The sequence below is a fragment of the Nostoc sp. ChiSLP03a genome (assembly GCF_034531215.2).
In the GTDB taxonomy this organism is placed as follows: domain Bacteria; phylum Cyanobacteriota; class Cyanobacteriia; order Cyanobacteriales; family Nostocaceae; genus Nostoc.
Genome location: NZ_JAVRBQ020000077.1, coordinates 48,593 through 65,450, shown reverse-complemented (window position 1 = coordinate 65,450; position 16,858 = coordinate 48,593). Strand labels below are relative to the sequence as shown.

Below are 16,858 nucleotides of genomic sequence, written 5' to 3'. Positions count from 1 at the left end.
CTAAACCATAGTAATCATTGTTTTGGAGAAAGTTTATGAATAAAAAACTACCAGTGCTGGGAATTTTAGGCGGAATGGGGCCTGTAGTTACTGTTGAATTCCTGAAAACCATTTATGAATACAACCAGTATATCGACAACGAACAAGAAGCACCCAACGTTATTGTTTTCTCACTTCCCTCTGCACCAGATCGCACGACTTCAGTTCATAGCGGCAAGGAAAGAGAATTCATTGATTTTGTGCAAACACATTTAGAAAAACTTAATCAATTAGTTGACCGCATAGTGATTGGTTGTTGTACCGCTCATTATGCTTTAGCTTATCTTCCAGAGCATCAAACTAATAAAGTAATCTCCTTAATTAAAATTGCCGATCGCCAACTTCAAGAACATGATGAACCTGCACTTTTACTTGCAGGTTCAGGTACTTACAAGAAAAAATTGTTCGATCGAGGCTGTACTGCTGCAAATCGAATTATTTCTCCAGATGAAAAAGATCATCACTTGATTCATGAGATGATTTTTAAAGTACTAAAACGAGGACAAAACCCACTAACAATTCTTGAAGATGTTCAAAAGTTGTTAGATAAATATAATACTCGTTCCTTTATTTCTGGTTGTACAGAATTTCATATCCTTGCCAAATATCTCAAGCTTAATGGCATTGATTCTATTCAAGCGATCGACCCTTTAACTACCATTGCCGAAAATTTACCTCAGCTATTAGAGTCAGCCACATCTAATTCTAGTTTGCTGACAGAAAGAATGAAATTTTCTCAGCAATTTCATTCATCAATTATTGAATCTAAAACATCTTTGTATCAAACAAGTTAAGGTTAATTAAGATGACAGCTATTTTTCCTCAAACTTCCCCAGCAACTACTAAAAATCACAAGGTTCTTTTAATTGGGAGAATGTACCACGAAACAGGTGAAAAGCTTTTAGAAGAATACACTAATATCGAGATTATCAAAGAAGCAACGCAGCATCAAATTCATGAAGCTATTCAAGACGTATCTGGTGTATTTGTCCGTTATCCTACTAAATTAGATGCCCAAGCGATTCGATTAGCAAAAAATTTAAAAGTTATTAGTACCTCTGGATTTGGCACTGATGCAATTGAGATTGCTGCTGCAACACAACAGGGAATTGTCGTAGTTAATAATCCTGGGTTATCAACAACTGCTGTTACAGAACACACGATTTCCATGATTTTAGCACTTGCTAAAAAGCTTACTTTTCTCAATCAGTGTGTCAAAATAGGAAACTACTTAATTCGTAATCAGGTACAACCAATTCAAGTCGAAGCAAAAACCCTTGGTATTGTCGGTTTGGGGAGGATTGGTAGTGCTGTTGCTCAAATTTGTAGTACAGGGTTGCAGATGCGAGTTTTAGCATACGATCCTTATGTCCCAATCAGTAAAGCAGAAGCAGTTGGTGCAACCTTAGTACAAGATTTAGACTACCTACTTACTGAATCTGACTTTGTCTCTTTGCATCCTGAACTAACTGATGAAACTTATGAAATGTTTGCTTTAGAAGCTTTCAAGAAGATGAAGCCTACTGCTTTCTTGATCAATACATCTCGTGGAAAGGTAGTTCGCGAACGAGATTTGGTTACAGCCATACGCGAAAAGTTGATAGCAGGGGCTGCAATTGATGTGTTTGAGCCAGAACCTCCATCTCTTGATAATCCTTTATATGAGTTTGACAATATAATTTTGTCCCCTCATTTGGCTGGAGTGACACCTGAAGCTGGTATGGCTGCTGCACTTTCCGCAGCTAATCAAATACTTCAAGTGCTTCAAGGCGAGAAGCCGCCTTACATTGTCAATCCTGAAGTTTGGAGTTCGTAATTTTTCATCCCACAACAAAATAAATGCTGGGGATTTATCATTGAATTGCTTTGCTATATTTCTAGTTATAGAAATATAGCAAAATTATTTTGTGATATGATAATTTTGTTTACATAATCAGAATTAATACTGCAATTTTTTATTTTTTACTATAGTTAATGAGACAAAAAACAAAATTTTACAATAAGTTATCATACTAAAAATTATTTTTGTAAGAGGTCTAATATGCAAGCTCAAGTTATTTCTAATAAACCTCCAAAAAATACTTCTTTTCTTTCTAATTTTACTCAATTTTGGGAGGATGTAAAAGCGATCGCTAGGCCTTACTGGTTTCCAATAGAGCCAGGGCAAAGAGCATTTTCAGATGTAATTAAAACATGGGGGATGCTCATTCTCCTAATCTTATTAATAATTGGGCTTGTGGGCGTAACTGCCTTTAATAGCTTTGTCGATCGTTATTTAGTCGATATCATTATTCAAGATAAAGATACTTCTAAGTTTTTTAGTACGTTATCACTTTATGGCTTTGGACTGCTCTTAATCACGCTCTTAACAGGATTTACTAAATTTGTCAGAAAAAAAATTGCCCTTAATTGGTATCAATGGCTCAATCAGCAGACTTTAGAAAAATATTTTAGCGATCGCGCCTATTATAAAATCAATTTTAGCTCCGATATTGATAACCCAGACCAACGTCTATCTCAAGAAATCGAACCTATTGCCAGGACTGCTCTCAATTTTTCAGCTACTTTGTTTGAAAAAATCCTGGAAATGACGACTTTTTTAATAATTCTTTGGTCCATTTCCCAATTTGCTGTTGCATTTCTACTTACTTATACGATTATAGGCAATTTGATTGCTGTTTACTTGAGTCAAGAATTAGATAAGATTACTCAAGAAGAACTTGAATCTAAAGCTGATTATACATATAGCCTAACTCATGTTCGTAATCATGCTGAATCTATAGCTTTCTTCCGGGGAGAAAACCAAGAATTAAATATCATTCAGCGAAGATTCAATAATCTTTTGAAAAATTCTGAAAGCAAGATTAATTGGGAAAGAAACAAAGATATTTTTAATAGAGGATACCGCTCTGTAATCCAAATTTTTCCGTTTTTAATATTTGCACCTGTATATATTCGAGGTGAAATTGATTTTGGACAAGTTAGCCAAGCAGTTGTAGCTTGCAGTATGTTTGCTAATGGTCTGGCAACATTAATAGATGAATTTGGAACTTCTGGACGATTTTCGAGTTATGTTGAGCGTTTAGCTAATTTTTCAGATGCTTTAGAAGCTGTTACCAAACAACTAGAGAATGTAAGTACTATTAAAACAATAGAAGAAAACCGTCTGGCTTTTGAGGATGTTACCTTACAAACGCCCAACTACGAGCAGGTAATCGTTGAAGACTTATCATTGTCTGTTCAGCCGGGAGAAGGTTTATTGATTGTTGGGCCGAGTGGTCGAGGTAAAAGTTCTTTATTAAGAGCGATCGCAGGTTTGTGGAATGCAGGCACTGGTCGTTTGGTGCGACCTTCCCTAGAAGAAGTTTTATTTTTACCTCAACGTCCTTACATCATCTTAGGAACTCTGCGCGAACAGTTGCTTTATCCTAAAACTACTCGTCAAATGACTGACGCGGAACTTAAAGCTGTTTTGCAACAAGTAAACCTGCAAAACTTGTTAAATCGAGTTGATGGCTTTGATACAGAAGTTCCTTGGGAAAACATATTATCGCTAGGAGAACAACAACGCCTTGCTTTCGCACGCCTATTAGTAACTCATCCTCATTTCACAATATTAGATGAAGCAACAAGTGCTTTAGATTTAAATAACGAAGGTAATTTATATAGACAATTACAAGAAACGAAAACAACGTTTATCAGCGTTGGGCATAGAGAAAGTCTATTTGATTATCATCAATGGGTTCTGGAACTTTCACAAAATTTTAGTTGGCAACTTCTGACTGTCAAAGATTACCGAGATCAAAAAACAATTGTTCATAATTATTCCCAAAATTCTGAAATTACGCCTAATAAAGAGTTCCAAAATCAATCAGGAATATTGACTCAAAAATCTATCATAGAAGGGCTTTCTCATAAGGAAATTACTGAATTAACTGATTACTCTATTAAAACTATTAGAAGTAAGGCAAGCAAAGGAGAGTCTATCACTACTAGGGACGGCTTTACCTATCGTTATGATAAAGATCCTGATGTGTTGAAATGGGTTAAAGTTTAGCAGCTACTTAGTTTCTAAAAACTACAATAGCCAATTTCCGCAAAAAGATTCAATAAGTTGTACTAGCTAACGGAATGCAGTTAATCGGGACTCTTTTTTACACTCGAAGTCAGTTTCTATATCTTTAACAATCATTCGGGAAATATTTTTTGCAATTAGAAGTGTTATAATTATGGGGCTTTGTACCAAAGGTTCATACAGATCCTCGTGTGGTATAGGACTCATATTTGATTTCTGAAAAAACTCAGTACCCTTTATTCCTATCTTTCCAGTCCCCAGTCCCCGATCTTTACGAGTAATCAGCAATCAAATAGGATTGCTATAGATGTGCATATCTCTAGAAAAGCGGACAAAGGTAAAATCCGATCGCAATAATCCAGAATTTATCCTGACAACACGAGGTAGTGGTTATTTGTTCCTACGAATTATTTCTTGCTGTCAGGAATAGCAGAAAAATATGACTAAACTCATCTTGATTACAGGCATAAGCAAAGGTCTAGGTTATGCCATGACCGAGGGTTTTATTCAACAAGGACATACTGTTATTGGTTGCGCCCGTTCATCAGATGCTATCGATAAAATACGCCAAAAGTTTAGTGCGCCCAATGATTTCACATCTGTAGACGTGGCAAATGAACAGCTTGTAGAAAAATGGACCCAAGACGTACTTCAAAAATATGCACCGCCAGATATAGTAATTAATAATGCGGCAATTACTAATTACCCAGCACCTTTGTGGGAAATACCATCTGAAGAGTTTTCCGATCTGATAGATATTAATATTAAAGGAGTAGCGAATATAATTCGCCATTTCGTACCAGCAATGGTGAAAAATAAACGGGGTATTATTGTTAACTTTAGTTCTGGCTGGGGACGTTCGACTTCAGCCCAAGTTGCACCATACTGTGCTTCTAAGTGGGCAATCGAAGGATTAACTCGTTCTTTAGCACAAGAATTGCCGAATGGTATGGCAGCTATACCCCTTAATCCAGGGATTATTCATACAGATATGCTCTCTATTAGCTTTGGAGAAGAAGCTGCTAATTATACACCCGTGTCCGATTGGGTATTGAAAGCTGTGCCATTTATTCTCAAATTAAAACCCAAAGATAACGGGATTCCCTTGACTATACATTAAAGATTGAATCTCAATTGTAATCGTTGCCCTGCGGTGCCGACAGTTGAATCAACTCAGTAAAACGTGAATACTTAACCGCATCGGTAGGGGGATAATCTGCCGAAACTGCAATTAACCCAATTTTTATATCCTCGAAATAAATCACACCCCCAATACGTCCTTCAAGAAAGAAAGCTCCATGAAATAAATGATACGGAGCTATGTAGATCAACAAAAAATCACTAATCTTGATTGCCCTGCCAAACATCTGCTGACAAGTTTTTTGGAGGACAGTATCTAGATATTCATTATCGGCAGGCTTACCCAGGTCAGTGAATTCCGGCCAATCCGCAAAATGATCCATATAAAATAGCCAGATATCGGACAAGTCTGCGTCATTCGTCAGTTTTTGCTTAAGTTCATGTAATCGGTCGATATTCATATTGTGGATATTGAGGAGATGTGACAAACAGACAGCACTGTTAAAACAGTTATCAATTATATTATTTATCAGTATCGAAATAAATCTAATTTTTTCTCAAACGGCTTAACATCCAATCAAATTTTGTTCCAGCCAGTGCCATGTTATCTAAAATATTAGAATCCAGTTCATCCTCATATTCAACATTTTGATCCAGTGATTGACCTTTGCTATAAATCGTCAGGTGAATTATGAATATTCATAGACTTCTCAACAAGATTTGGCAAATGTGGCTGCAAGTACAGGGGCAGATTTACCTGAATACGCTGTAACTAATTCGTAATTGGGCATTGCTTATTTCTCCTTGTCCCCTTGTCCCCCCATTCCCTTTGATTTGAATTTGCTCTAAACTCGACCTGAACGCACCTTTATCAGATCGTGAAGAATGATTAACAAAAACGAGTATAGACAAACATGATAAAAATGCTAGCTGAAAACTTGATAGGAATTGAGACAAGCTTACAAATTAATTGGGTTTGGCTAAATGCCAGCTTACAGTTTGCTAGTTGGGCACTCTTCTCACTTTTACTTGCTGAGATATTGAGAGACAGCTACCATGCTTTGTGTCACCAAGTCAATTGGCTTGCTAAATGGCACAACAAGCACCACATGGCTTATCGCCGCGATTTATCGATAGTTTCTCTGAAAGTTTATCAAGAATCGCAGCTTTATCACGACATTTTAGAGTCGATTCTACTGCTGGTGGTATTGGTAGTCGTTGCTTTAATTGTCCAGCAAATGGGGTTATGGCTGGGAGTAGCTTACGCTTGCACCTTCTTGTATGGCGCGTCTGTGCGATATTTTCAAGGAAAAATTGATACAGATTACAACCACCTACCCGGCCCTTTAGAGACAATTCCATCCATTTGGTGGGTGAATCGGTCTTACCATTGGCGGCATCATTTTGATGATGTTAACGCCTACTACAGTGGCGTCTTTCCCTTAGTTGATAAAATTCTGGGTACAGGACTGTCTCTCAAAGGTAAAACCATCGCTTTAACTGGAGCATCAGGAGCGTTGGGGCAAGCGTTGGCGGCTGAACTTGTCAAGAATAATGCTAAAGTCGTGGCATTAACCACTAATCCAGAAAAATTAGTAGAGCAAGTTGGGGTAAAGGTGGTTTCCTGGCAGTTGGGTAATGAAGTTAATCTAAAGGATAGTTTAGAGAAAGTAGATATTTTAATTATCAATCATGGAGTCAATGTTTACGCCAGCCGCACATCGGAGGCTATCAATTCCTCTTATGAAGTGAATACCTTTTCAGCATTGCGGTTGATAGATATATTTTTGACAACTGTAACAGGGCCACAAGCAAAAGCAACCAAGGAAATTTGGGTAAACACTTCTGAGGCTGAGGTTTCTCCAGCACTGAGTCCGCTTTATGAACTCAGCAAAAGAGCGCTAGGAGATATTGTTACGCTCAAGCGGTTGGATGGAGATTGTGTAATTCGCAAGTTAATTCTTGGCCCGTTTAAGAGTCAACTGAATCCTTATGGAGTGATGTCTGCACAGCAAGTTGCTCGTGCGATCTTATTTTTGGCACGGCGTGACTTCCGAAATATTATTGTGGCAATAAATCCTCTCACCTATCTGCTGTTTCCCTTAAAGGAAACGAGTACGTCACTATACTATCGAGTCTTCAGCCGGGTAGCAAAAAGTGAATAGGGCTTACGCAAATAATAGTCGAAAAGAATGATTTTCAAGTAGTATGTCAAGTTTCAATTGAGAGGTAAGCAAGTTTGTAGTAAGGACTTTAGTCCTTATTTTCTAAGCACTAAAGTGCTTACTACAAACCCTCAAAAGTGAAAGTGAGAGCCTTAGCCGTATCGGTATCGAATACCTACTGCTTCAAAAATACAAAAATGGAGACTATATATAGCAGATTGCAAGTAAGTGAGGTACAAAATCCAGGACTATTTATCAAATATAAAAAGTTTCTACCTCTTCCCTCCAGCAAGAGCTACCTTCTGCCTCAAAACCCATAACTTTGTACTTTATGCAAATGAAAACTGCTGTATAAAACAACCTTCTTTACAACAGAAGAATTAAAAACGGGAAATCCTCTAAATAAACCTGACATCAGGCATGATAGTGTCGATAAAAAAAGCTTTAGCTAAACTCTGTACAATAAATTATTAGTCCTTACTGCATCTGGTTCACCATACCTCTTATGTCAGATCAAAAAGCACTCCTAATCGAACTGCTCCGTGCGGCTTACGCAGCTTTCAACGCGCGAGACATTGACGCTGCCCTTGCCCTCATGACTCCGGACGTGGTTTGGCCGAGAGCGTTCAAAGGCGGTTTTGTTCATGGGCCTGAAGAAGTTCGCGCTTACTGGACAGAGCAATGGAGCGAGATCGATCCGCACGTCGAGCCGATTTCCTTTTACTTGGAGGAGGGCGGGCGCATTTTGGTCGATGTGCATCAGGTCGTGCGTGACAAGGCTTACGCAGTTCTTGCCGATGAACACGTGGGTCATCGATTCACCTTTGAACACGGCTTGATTCAAGCTATGGAAGTCTGTCCACTTCCATCGTCCACCCCAAAGGCCTAACCATGCGCAAAGAGCAAACAGGCATTTCTAGGGCGACCTTCTTCTGTATCCGGGGTGAAGTAAGTATCCGTACAGAAAGTTACGCCCTTGGATTTGATGAGCCGCTTTTAATCCAAGCGTGAGCCACGGAGAAACCTGTACTAATTGAAGTGTGATTTGAATTTTGCCAATATTTTTGATTTTATTTTCTTATCCTACTCGCACCCCAAGTTCCTCCCAAACAAGTTTATCGTTTTTTAATCGCCATCATCCGAACTCCACCATTCGGAGCAAGGGTAAATCCACGTCGTTGCAATTTAATAGGTTTATTTTCTAGTAAGGTAAGTTGATAATTAGATAAAACTGTTGCAAGGACTAATTTGATTTCTAACAAAGCAAGGGCATATCCCAAACAGCGCCGACTTCCGCCACCAAAAGCAATGAACTCCCAAGGAGAATACTGGCGTCCTAAAAAACGTTCGGGATTAAATTGTTGAGGATTAGGATACAAGTCTTCTCGGTAATGCAAAAGGTAAATACTTAGCATTAAAGTTGTGTCAGGAGGAAACTGATATCCAGCAAGATTTATGGATGATTTGGTAATCCGGGGGAAAAGCACTGGTAAGACTGGATACATCCGCAGGGTTTCTTGGCAAACTGCGCTTAAGTAAGGAAGCTGGGCAATTTCCATTGGGTTCGGATTTTCTCCCAAGTTGTCGAGTTCCTGCTGCAATTTTAAGAGAACATCTGAATTTCGGTGAATTTGATAGAAAGCCCACGCTAGGGTTGTTGCAGTAGTTTCATGTCCAGCAAATAAAATTGTGAGCAATTCATCTTTTAATTCATCGTCGGTCATTGCTTGCCCATTTTCATCCCGTGCTGCCATCATCAAGCTTAGAACGTCACCTTGGCTGTGATTGTTCTTTGTTCTTTTCTCTGCAATTTCTGCTTGAAGTAGCTGATAAATATAGCTTTGTCTACTTTTCATCTGCCCCCAAGGAGTCCATTTTCCCCAATCTTGTTGTAAGAATGGCAAAAATAGCATACTGGAGCGCAAAGGAGAATCAGTCATATCCAACCAACTAGTTAGTAGAGGTAAAATTAGTTGATAGCGTTCCCCTTCACTTAAACCAAAGACAATTTGTAAAATTACTTCTAGACTAACTTTCTGCATGGCAGAACGAGCCACAAAAGGTTGATTGATTTGCCATTGATTGGCGATTTGCTCGGTAATTAAGCAGATTTGTTGAGCATAAGTCTGTAGCCTTTCTCCATGAAAGGGGGGCATTAATAATTTTCGTTCTCGTCGATGGCGGGCACCATCTATTAACATGAGAGAATTTCGTCCAATCAAAGGTTCTGCAATTTTATTACCACGACCAATATCAAATTTAGAATCTTGACTGAAAATTTCTTGAATGGCTTGGGGATGGCTAATAATTACATAAGAACCGAGTCCACTCAGTCGCATGGAAAAAATATCTCCATACTCTTGACTATACTTTTGCTGAAATCCAATCGGATCGGCAATCCATCCGATCAGTTGCCACCACGAAGGGCTAGTAATGCAATTCGGTAATTGACTAAGCATAATATTTTACTTGGGATTCCACTTGATAATCTCAAACAAATACACCGATTATCCCTGAGTAACCGTATTTAGGGACTGGCTCATGACTGCATTTACTAAGCTATCTAGCAAGCGATCGCGCGATAAAGATGTAAGTTCTTTTCCGTACAACATTTCTTGTAAAATCACGTAGGATACCAGCGAACCAAAAAAAATATGAGCCATTGCTTCTGGGTCGGTGATTCCTAATTCTGGATGAGATACTAAATACTGACTCAGCATTTGCCGACCGCGTAGCACAACGGTTTGAGTATAAAGTTTGGCTAGTTCTGGAAAGTTTTGTGACTCGGCGATCATCAAACGCAATAATGCCAAATAATCGGGATTATCAGCGACTTCGGTTAAATAAATTTTAGCCATTTGCCGCAAAAAAATCGCTGGTTCGCTATGTAAATTTTCTGTGCAAAAAATACTTTGAAAACAAGCGAGGGTCAACCGTTCTATCAACGCTTTAAACAGCCCTTCTTTATCTTGAAAGTGACTGTATATTGTTTGCTTAGATACTCTAGCCGCCGCGCTAACACGATCCATACTTGTTCTAGCGTAACCCTCCTTCAAAAATACCTGTATAGCTCCTTGCAAGATTTGCTCCTGCTTGGGAGCGATCGCAGATAAAGTATTTTCTAGTTGAAAAGTAGGGTTTATAAACATGAAAAGTAAACTTTTTGACTTATGTCTTGTCCGATCATACTAGACAGTCTAGTATATGACACAGAATTCAGAATTTTCAATTTACAAAATATTTTTCACAATCCAGGGTTAACATGACTCAGACTATCCCAACATCCCCGGAAAATTTCAAAGATGCAGTATTGAAGCCGCAAAAGCGCAAGAAACCGCTCCTTTTACCGATCGGAGTGCTGCTGGTGGTTGGTGGTATTGGCTACGCGGTGTGGCGCTCTCAACCGCAAGTATCACCAAATGTACTGCAAGTTAGCGGACGGATTGAGGGTTATGAAACCGAGATCGGGATCAAGCGTTCTGGAAGAATTGAGACAATTGCCGTGCGGGAAGGGGCAGCAGTTAAAAAGGGGCAAGAGTTAATTAAGTTAGACGACACAGACGATCGATTGCTGCAACAACAACTACTGGGTAGTCAAGCGAGAGTGACATCTGCTAGGTATGATGAACAACAGGCAATTTCAGATGTAGAGCGAGTCAGTAGAGAAATTCAAGAAATTAACAGCCAAATTAACGAAGCCAAACTGAATTTACAGCAGTCCCAAGGAGATACCCAAGGAAGAATTGAGCAAGCACAAGCAAATGTCGCAGCAGCCAGAGCCACATTAGTGCAAGCACAGGCACAAGTTAAACAAGCAACAGCAGAAGTTAATTTAGCAAAAATCAACCGCGATCGCTATGCCCAATTGGTAAAAGAAGGGGCAGTCAATCAACAACAATTCGATCAAGCTCAAACTACTCTAGATACCGCGATTGCAACCCTAGAAGCACGAGTTGCAGCAGTTAATGCCGAACGCCAGCAATTAAAGGCTACATCAGGAGCGTTAACTCAAGTTAATACTACAGGTTTCAATCCTGATATTCGCAACGCCCAGTTAACAGCTTTAGTCAGAAAGCAGCAGCAAAGTTATGCTGAACTTAAATCTGCACAGGCAAAAGTCAATTCTGCCCGTGCCAAAGTGAAAGATGCCCAAGCATCAAATCAGCAAATCCTCACCCAGATTGCAGACTCTAAAAAAGATTTAAATGTAGTTAGTCCTTTAGATGGAGTAGTGACAGCCCGGAGTGTCGAACCAGGCGCAATAGTTAGCAGTCAGACTAATATTTTGACAATTGTTGACCCCAAAACAGTGTATTTTAGAGGTTTTATTCCCGAAGGCGATATTGGCAAAGTGCGTCTAGGACAAACAACAAAAATCTTCATTGATTCTGCACCAAAGAAACCATTAGAAGGTAAAGTAATCTCCATCGATCCGCAAGCTTCATTTACACCAGAAAATATTTACTTTCAAAAAGATCGAGTCAGGCAAGTAGTAGGAATTCGGATCAAAGTTCAAAACCCTGATAGCTGCTTTAACCCCGAAAAACCTTATAGGGAATCAGATTTACCCTGCGCCAAAATGGGGATGCCAGCAGATGCCGAAATTATTTTGAAGGCGGGGGGCGAGGGGCAGGGGGCAGGGGAGCAGGGGGCAGGGAGCAGGGGGGCAGGGGAGCAGGGGAGCAGGGGAGCAGAGAAGCAGGGGGGGCAGGATAGCGCAGTGGTAGCGAGTCCGAGAGCGTCGGCAGGAGATAGAAGGGAATGAAACCGCAAATTATTACTTTCTCTCGAAACTTACCTGCATCATCTAGTTTGCCAACTACAGCAATTGAAGTTCGCGGTTTGCACAAGCACTATGGAAACTTAGCTGCTGTGCGAGGAATTGATTTGAGTGTCTACAAAGGTGAAATGTTTGGACTAATTGGCCCTGATGGTGCGGGTAAAACTAGTACATTTCACATTTTGGGCGGTGTGATGGAAGCAACCGCAGGAGAGGTGCAAATATTTAATCAACCTGCACGAGATGCCCGATTAATCACAGGTTATCTTACTCAACAGTTTTCGCTGTATTTGGATTTGAGTATTGATGAAAACTTGCGTTATGCAGCAGGGTTGCGGCAAGTAGCAGATGATTTATTGAGGGAACGCCGCAATAAATATTTAAAATTAATGAATTTAGAGCGATTTGGCGATCGCTTGGCGGAACAACTTTCTGGTGGAATGAAACAAAAACTAGCGCTGTGTTGTGCTTTGGTTTCGCAACCAGAAGTATTGTTATTAGATGAACCTACCACAGGTGTCGATCCAGTTTCCCGGCGGGAGTTTTGGGATGTGCTGGGGGAATTATCAGCCGAGGGGATGACAATTGTAGTTGCGACACCATATTTAGATGAAGCGGAACGCTGTCACCGCGTGGCTTTGATGTATAGTGGACAAATTCATGAAATTGGCACACCCGCAGACTTACGGGCTAACTTAGGCTTGCATCGCTTAGAAGTGCGAACAGCCAACCTGGAAGCCACAGAAGAAATACTCTCCCAGGCTACTCAGACAAATATAGTAGATGTGCAAACTTTTGGCGATCGCTTGGATGTCCTCGTTGAAGATATAAATTCTGGCGAAACCCAAGTCCGCGAACTACTGCAACAACATCATTTACCTTCTGGCAGTATCGAATATGGCCAACCCACATTAGAAAACGTTTTTGTCATGCGCTTGCGACAACAAGGTTCTGCACCGCAATTTTTTCCATTTCCTCGTTATCGGAAGAGGGGACAAGGGGACAAGGGGACAAGGGGACAAGGGGACAAGGAGACAGATGCTTTATTTGCGTCTTCACTGGCTATATATGCTCGCAACCTCAGCCGTGTTTTTGGCAAGTTCCAAGCCGTTAAAGATGTCAACGTCGAAGTTCGTTATGGGGAAATCTTTGGGTTGTTAGGTGCTAATGGTGCTGGCAAAACCACCACCATTAAGATGCTGTGTGGATTACTAGGAGCAAGTGGCGGTGAAATTTCCTTGGGTGGTGAGACAGGAAATCTACGTAGTGCAGACTTACGGCGACGCATTGGTTACATGAGTCAAAAATTCACTCTTTACGACGATTTAACTATTTTGCAAAATCTCGAATTTTATAGCGGAGTTTACGGCGTACCTCGCAAGCTTCGACGGGAAAAAATTGATTGGGTAATCGCTACTTGCGGCTTAGAAGGACAAGCAAATATGATTACAGGGCAGCTACCAGGTGGTTGGAAACAACGAGTTGCTTTTGGTGCTTGCGTGATGCACGAACCAGATATTTTGTTTTTAGACGAACCAACATCAGGGGTAGATCCGTTGGCGCGTCGCCAGTTTTGGAAGCTGATTAATGATTTCGCCCGCAACGGTACAGCTATTTTAGTGACAACGCACTATCTAGAAGAAGCTGAACAGTGCAACCGGATGAGTTTTATGGTTGCAGGAGAAACCGTTGCTGAAGGTTCACCCAGTTCTGTCAAAGCCTCGCAACCGGGACAACTAATAGAAATTATTGTTAATCAAAACCAAGTAGCTTCTAAAATACTAAAACAACACTTCGAGTCTTGGCGCGTCTCGATTTTCGCTGATAGTTTACACATTGTTCTCGATCGCCCCGAACAGGAAATAAATCAACTAACTCAACTTTTAAAAGCTAATCAAATTACCATCAACTCTTTACGTCCGATTCCTTTTTCTTTAGAAGATGCCTTTATTGGTATAGTACAGCGATCGCCAAAATAGAAAAAGAGTATGAAGCAAATCATACTCCAAAACCCTCCGCGATGGTGCGAAGCACCCACCAAAGGCGATGCCTACGCAAAACTACATAATTCGGTAAAATTGGGTAAAGCAATTTTTGCGCTTGTTAAACAAAGAAAGGCATCAGCAAACCCATGCAACTGAAACTCAGTGCATCTCGACTTCCCTTCGCCCCCCTGTTGTTAATCGCCCCCTTTTTCCTATGGGGGACGGCAATGGTAGCGATGAAAGGAGTGATACCCCATACTACACCGCTATTCATGGCAGGTGTGCGTCTGATACCAGCAGGGATGTTAATTCTGATTGCAGCAGCATTCATGGGTAAACCCCAGCCGAAGGGTTGGGCTGCATGGCTGTGGATTGCCTTATTTGCCTTAGTAGATGGAACGCTGTTTCAAGGCTTTTTGGCAGAGGGATTAGTCAGAACTAGTGCAGGGTTGGGGTCTGTGATGATTGACTCGCAACCCTTGGCTGTTGCCTTGCTGTCGTTGTGGCTATTCCAAGAACAAATTGGTTTTTGGGGATGGCTGGGACTAGGCTTGGGAGTCACAGGCATTACTTTAATTGGCTTACCTGATGAGTGGATTTTACATTTTCTCGACTCAGGCGCAAATATGACAATCGGCAACTGGCAAGATTTGTTTGCTAGTGGCGAGTGGTTAATGCTATTAGCAGCACTATTAATGGCAGTGGGAACAGTGTTGATTCGATTTGTGTGCCGACATGCTGACCCTGTAAGCGCTACGGGATGGCACATGATTTTGGGAGGATTGCCGCTATGGGGAATTTCATCAGTTGTTGAATCCCAGCAGTGGGAAAATCTGGGAGCATCTGATTTCATGGCCTTGGGTTATGCTACCGTATTCGGCAGTGCGATCGCTTATGGGTTATTTTTCTACTTTGCTTCTAGTGGCAGTCTCACAAGTCTTAGTTCTCTCACCTTCCTAACACCCGTATTTGCGCTATTATTCGGCAATCTTTTCCTCTCAGAAGTCCTCAGTCCGTTGCAGTGGGTAGGAGTTTTTCTCACTTTAATCAGCATCTATCTCATTAACCAACGTGATACTTTAGGAGGACAAAACGACACAGTTACTGTCGGCGAGATAGCTAATATACAGCAACCAGTTTTAGAAGCATCTGCTAAAAAATTGAACCCCATCAGCCTAGCAGTTAAAGAATCGGAACCAGAAATATCACCCTAACTTGTTAAAATAATTTGTAATACTCGCCTTCATGCGAGAAGCAAGCTACGTAATTCGTAATGACGCTCCTGCGGACGCTCGAGTACTCGCTACCGCTACGCTAACGCTAACGCTGCTAACGTAATTCAGTGGGGAGATGAGGGGACAAGGGGGTAAACAAAACTCCTAACTCTTAACTCCTAACTCAGCACTGGCTCAATGCCCCGCTAACAGCACTCCTAATGCCCCATACCCAATTCTCAATTAAAAATGACAGTTAACATTTGGTCGTCTAGAAGCTATTGTGGTATCGAAGATTTGAAAAGCACCTTCAAGCTGAAACTTGCAATATGAGGCTATGCCGTTCCTCAATTCTGATATTTACCTGTTTTGCTTGCGTGGGTTTTTACCCAAATCGCTCAAGTGCAGCTACACCTAACCTAGCACCTGAAATTTTAGAACTTGCACAAGCTAGTCCAAAAGTTACTGCTAGTCCAGCTGTTTTGAGATATGGTAGTCGAAAATCAGATGTGCAGAGACTACAAACCCAATTAAAGCAGTTGGGGTACTACAGGGATGTAGTAAATGGACAGTATAACGCCAATACGGAAATCGCTGTAGCTAAATTCCAGAAAGTAAAGGGTTTAAAATTAGATGGGCTTGCTGGCCCAGCGACTCAGGAGAAACTGCAAGCAGCAATAGAGGCGAAAAAGCAGTTTTTCACCTCTCCAAAAGTTACCTCTTCAATAGCTACCTCTATTGCTCCGACTTCTGCAAATCCCCAAGCACCTGAGAGAGGTTTTATCTGGTGGTTACTATTTGCCATTGGAGTTTTAGGGTGTAGTGGCGCACTTTTTTATCTGCTGAGGTTGTTTCAGAAGAGAAAGCAAGTGCAAAAGTCCGAAATATCAGAGCCTAAAAGTTTGAGTGAAGCTGACAAAGAGCCGATTACACCACCTTTACTGGAAACTGTCACTAGTCTACAAACACCTCCTCCACCACCAACATTTTCCGCGCAATTACTGTTACCAGAAAAAACTTCTCGTCTTGCTAAACTCAATATCGTTGAGGAATTAATTCAAGATTTACGCAGTTCTGACCCAACCAAGCGGCGCAAGGCTATTTGGGATTTGGGTCAGCAAGGAGATTCGCGGGCAATTCAACATCTGGTTGACCTAATAATTGATGCTGATTCTCAAGAAAGCAGCTTAATTTTGGCAGCTTTGTCAGAAATTGGTATGCGCACACTCAAACCAATGAACCGTGCTTTAGCAATTTCAATTCAAAATGAAAGTCCACAAGTGCGGCAAAATGCGATCCGTGACCTGACGCGCGTTTATGACATGATGGGTCAAATGACTCAGATGTTGCACCATGCGCTAGAAGACCCAGATGCCGATGTGCAAGCAACAGCACGATATGCTTTAAATCAGATGAATCGAATACGAATACGTGACTTGCCAGAGCAACAGAGTCTACAGGAAGATTCCGATCTTAATTCACAACAATAGAGATTGATGGTGTACCAATACTTGTCGGGT

At 40.9% G+C, this 16,858-nt stretch carries 14 protein-coding genes; 11 read left to right on the top strand and 3 right to left on the bottom strand.

Annotated elements, in window-relative coordinates; all coding sequences use genetic code 11:
- Window positions 1–35 precede the first annotated feature (35 nt).
- From RMY32_RS13250 to RMY32_RS13230, 5 genes are all read left to right on the top strand, one after another.
- Complete coding sequence (locus RMY32_RS13250) at window positions 36–833, top strand: aspartate/glutamate racemase family protein (RefSeq protein WP_322714461.1); 798 nt, start codon at window positions 36–38, stop codon at window positions 831–833.
- 11 nt (window positions 834–844) lie between these two features.
- Window positions 845–1,855 (top strand): hydroxyacid dehydrogenase, encoded by a 1,011-nt coding sequence (locus tag RMY32_RS13245; RefSeq protein WP_322714460.1) that lies wholly within the window; start codon window positions 845–847, stop codon window positions 1,853–1,855.
- A gap of 225 nt (window positions 1,856–2,080) precedes the next feature.
- Window positions 2,081–4,096, top strand: coding sequence for an ABC transporter ATP-binding protein/permease (locus RMY32_RS13240; protein WP_322714459.1), 2,016 nt, complete (start codon window positions 2,081–2,083; stop codon window positions 4,094–4,096).
- Between the two features lie 325 nt (window positions 4,097–4,421).
- Entirely contained in the window at window positions 4,422–4,544 is a 123-nt protein-coding gene (locus RMY32_RS13235; RefSeq protein WP_409882902.1) for a hypothetical protein, read from the top strand.
- Between the two features lie 9 nt (window positions 4,545–4,553).
- Window positions 4,554–5,234, top strand: coding sequence for an SDR family oxidoreductase (locus tag RMY32_RS13230; protein WP_322714458.1), 681 nt, complete (start codon window positions 4,554–4,556; stop codon window positions 5,232–5,234).
- A gap of 10 nt (window positions 5,235–5,244) precedes the next feature.
- On the opposite strand, the gene RMY32_RS13225 is transcribed toward RMY32_RS13230, so the two are convergent.
- A complete protein-coding gene (locus RMY32_RS13225) occupies window positions 5,245–5,655 on the bottom strand; it encodes a hypothetical protein (RefSeq protein ID WP_322714457.1) in 411 nt (136 codons plus the stop codon).
- Between the two features lie 453 nt (window positions 5,656–6,108).
- On the opposite strand from RMY32_RS13225, the gene RMY32_RS13220 reads away from it, so the two are divergent.
- Window positions 6,109–7,359 carry a bifunctional sterol desaturase/short chain dehydrogenase gene (locus RMY32_RS13220; protein WP_322714456.1) on the top strand — a complete coding sequence of 417 codons (1,251 nt, stop codon included), beginning with the start codon at window positions 6,109–6,111 and terminating at the stop codon, window positions 7,357–7,359.
- 505 nt (window positions 7,360–7,864) lie between these two features.
- The gene (locus tag RMY32_RS13215; RefSeq protein WP_322714455.1) at window positions 7,865–8,248 is read left to right on the top strand and encodes a nuclear transport factor 2 family protein; all 384 of its coding nucleotides are present in this window, start codon (window positions 7,865–7,867) and stop codon (window positions 8,246–8,248) included.
- Between the two features lie 226 nt (window positions 8,249–8,474).
- Here the strand turns inward: RMY32_RS13215 and RMY32_RS13210 are convergent, their stop codons facing one another.
- Together RMY32_RS13210 and RMY32_RS13205 are read right to left on the bottom strand one after the other, a co-directional pair.
- Window positions 8,475–9,818, bottom strand: a complete 1,344-nt coding sequence (locus RMY32_RS13210; RefSeq protein WP_322714454.1) for a cytochrome P450 — start codon at window positions 9,816–9,818, stop codon at window positions 8,475–8,477.
- A 48-nt stretch (window positions 9,819–9,866) separates the two neighbouring features.
- Window positions 9,867–10,508, bottom strand: coding sequence for a TetR/AcrR family transcriptional regulator (locus RMY32_RS13205; RefSeq protein ID WP_322714453.1), 642 nt, complete (start codon window positions 10,506–10,508; stop codon window positions 9,867–9,869).
- Between the two features lie 113 nt (window positions 10,509–10,621).
- On the opposite strand from RMY32_RS13205, the gene RMY32_RS13200 reads away from it, so the two are divergent.
- The 4 genes from RMY32_RS13200 (at window position 10,622) to RMY32_RS13185 (ending at window position 16,828) form a co-directional block, all read left to right on the top strand.
- Window positions 10,622–12,124: an HlyD family secretion protein gene (locus tag RMY32_RS13200; RefSeq protein WP_322714452.1), complete on the top strand. Its 1,503-nt coding sequence runs from the start codon at window positions 10,622–10,624 to the stop codon at window positions 12,122–12,124.
- Window positions 12,121–14,118: an ATP-binding cassette domain-containing protein gene (locus tag RMY32_RS13195; protein ID WP_322714451.1), complete on the top strand. Its 1,998-nt coding sequence runs from the start codon at window positions 12,121–12,123 to the stop codon at window positions 14,116–14,118. Before RMY32_RS13200 ends, RMY32_RS13195 begins: the two co-directional genes overlap by 4 nt.
- Window positions 14,119–14,270: 152 nt before the next feature.
- Entirely contained in the window at window positions 14,271–15,338 is a 1,068-nt protein-coding gene (locus RMY32_RS13190; protein ID WP_322714450.1) for a DMT family transporter, read from the top strand.
- Between the two features lie 329 nt (window positions 15,339–15,667).
- Entirely contained in the window at window positions 15,668–16,828 is a 1,161-nt protein-coding gene (locus RMY32_RS13185) for a peptidoglycan-binding protein (RefSeq protein ID WP_322714449.1), read from the top strand.
- Window positions 16,829–16,858: the final 30 nt, after the last annotated feature.

What these genes read in the sequence shown, in the direction of transcription:
- RMY32_RS13250 (WP_322714461.1), top strand. Translation starts at nt 36, where the DNA reads ATGAATAAAAAACTACCAGTGCTGGGAATTTTAGGCGGAATGGGGCCT.
- RMY32_RS13245 (WP_322714460.1), top strand. Translation starts at nt 845, where the DNA reads ATGACAGCTATTTTTCCTCAAACTTCCCCAGCAACTACTAAAAATCAC.
- RMY32_RS13240 (WP_322714459.1), top strand. Translation starts at nt 2,081, where the DNA reads ATGCAAGCTCAAGTTATTTCTAATAAACCTCCAAAAAATACTTCTTTT.
- RMY32_RS13235 (WP_409882902.1), top strand. Translation starts at nt 4,422, where the DNA reads ATGTGCATATCTCTAGAAAAGCGGACAAAGGTAAAATCCGATCGCAAT.
- RMY32_RS13230 (WP_322714458.1), top strand. Translation starts at nt 4,554, where the DNA reads ATGACTAAACTCATCTTGATTACAGGCATAAGCAAAGGTCTAGGTTAT.
- RMY32_RS13225 (WP_322714457.1), bottom strand. Translation starts at nt 5,655, where the DNA reads ATGAATATCGACCGATTACATGAACTTAAGCAAAAACTGACGAATGAC.
- RMY32_RS13220 (WP_322714456.1), top strand. Translation starts at nt 6,109, where the DNA reads ATGATAAAAATGCTAGCTGAAAACTTGATAGGAATTGAGACAAGCTTA.
- RMY32_RS13215 (WP_322714455.1), top strand. Translation starts at nt 7,865, where the DNA reads ATGTCAGATCAAAAAGCACTCCTAATCGAACTGCTCCGTGCGGCTTAC.
- RMY32_RS13210 (WP_322714454.1), bottom strand. Translation starts at nt 9,818, where the DNA reads ATGCTTAGTCAATTACCGAATTGCATTACTAGCCCTTCGTGGTGGCAA.
- RMY32_RS13205 (WP_322714453.1), bottom strand. Translation starts at nt 10,508, where the DNA reads ATGTTTATAAACCCTACTTTTCAACTAGAAAATACTTTATCTGCGATC.
- RMY32_RS13200 (WP_322714452.1), top strand. Translation starts at nt 10,622, where the DNA reads ATGACTCAGACTATCCCAACATCCCCGGAAAATTTCAAAGATGCAGTA.
- RMY32_RS13195 (WP_322714451.1), top strand. Translation starts at nt 12,121, where the DNA reads ATGAAACCGCAAATTATTACTTTCTCTCGAAACTTACCTGCATCATCT.
- RMY32_RS13190 (WP_322714450.1), top strand. Translation starts at nt 14,271, where the DNA reads ATGCAACTGAAACTCAGTGCATCTCGACTTCCCTTCGCCCCCCTGTTG.
- RMY32_RS13185 (WP_322714449.1), top strand. Translation starts at nt 15,668, where the DNA reads ATGAGGCTATGCCGTTCCTCAATTCTGATATTTACCTGTTTTGCTTGC.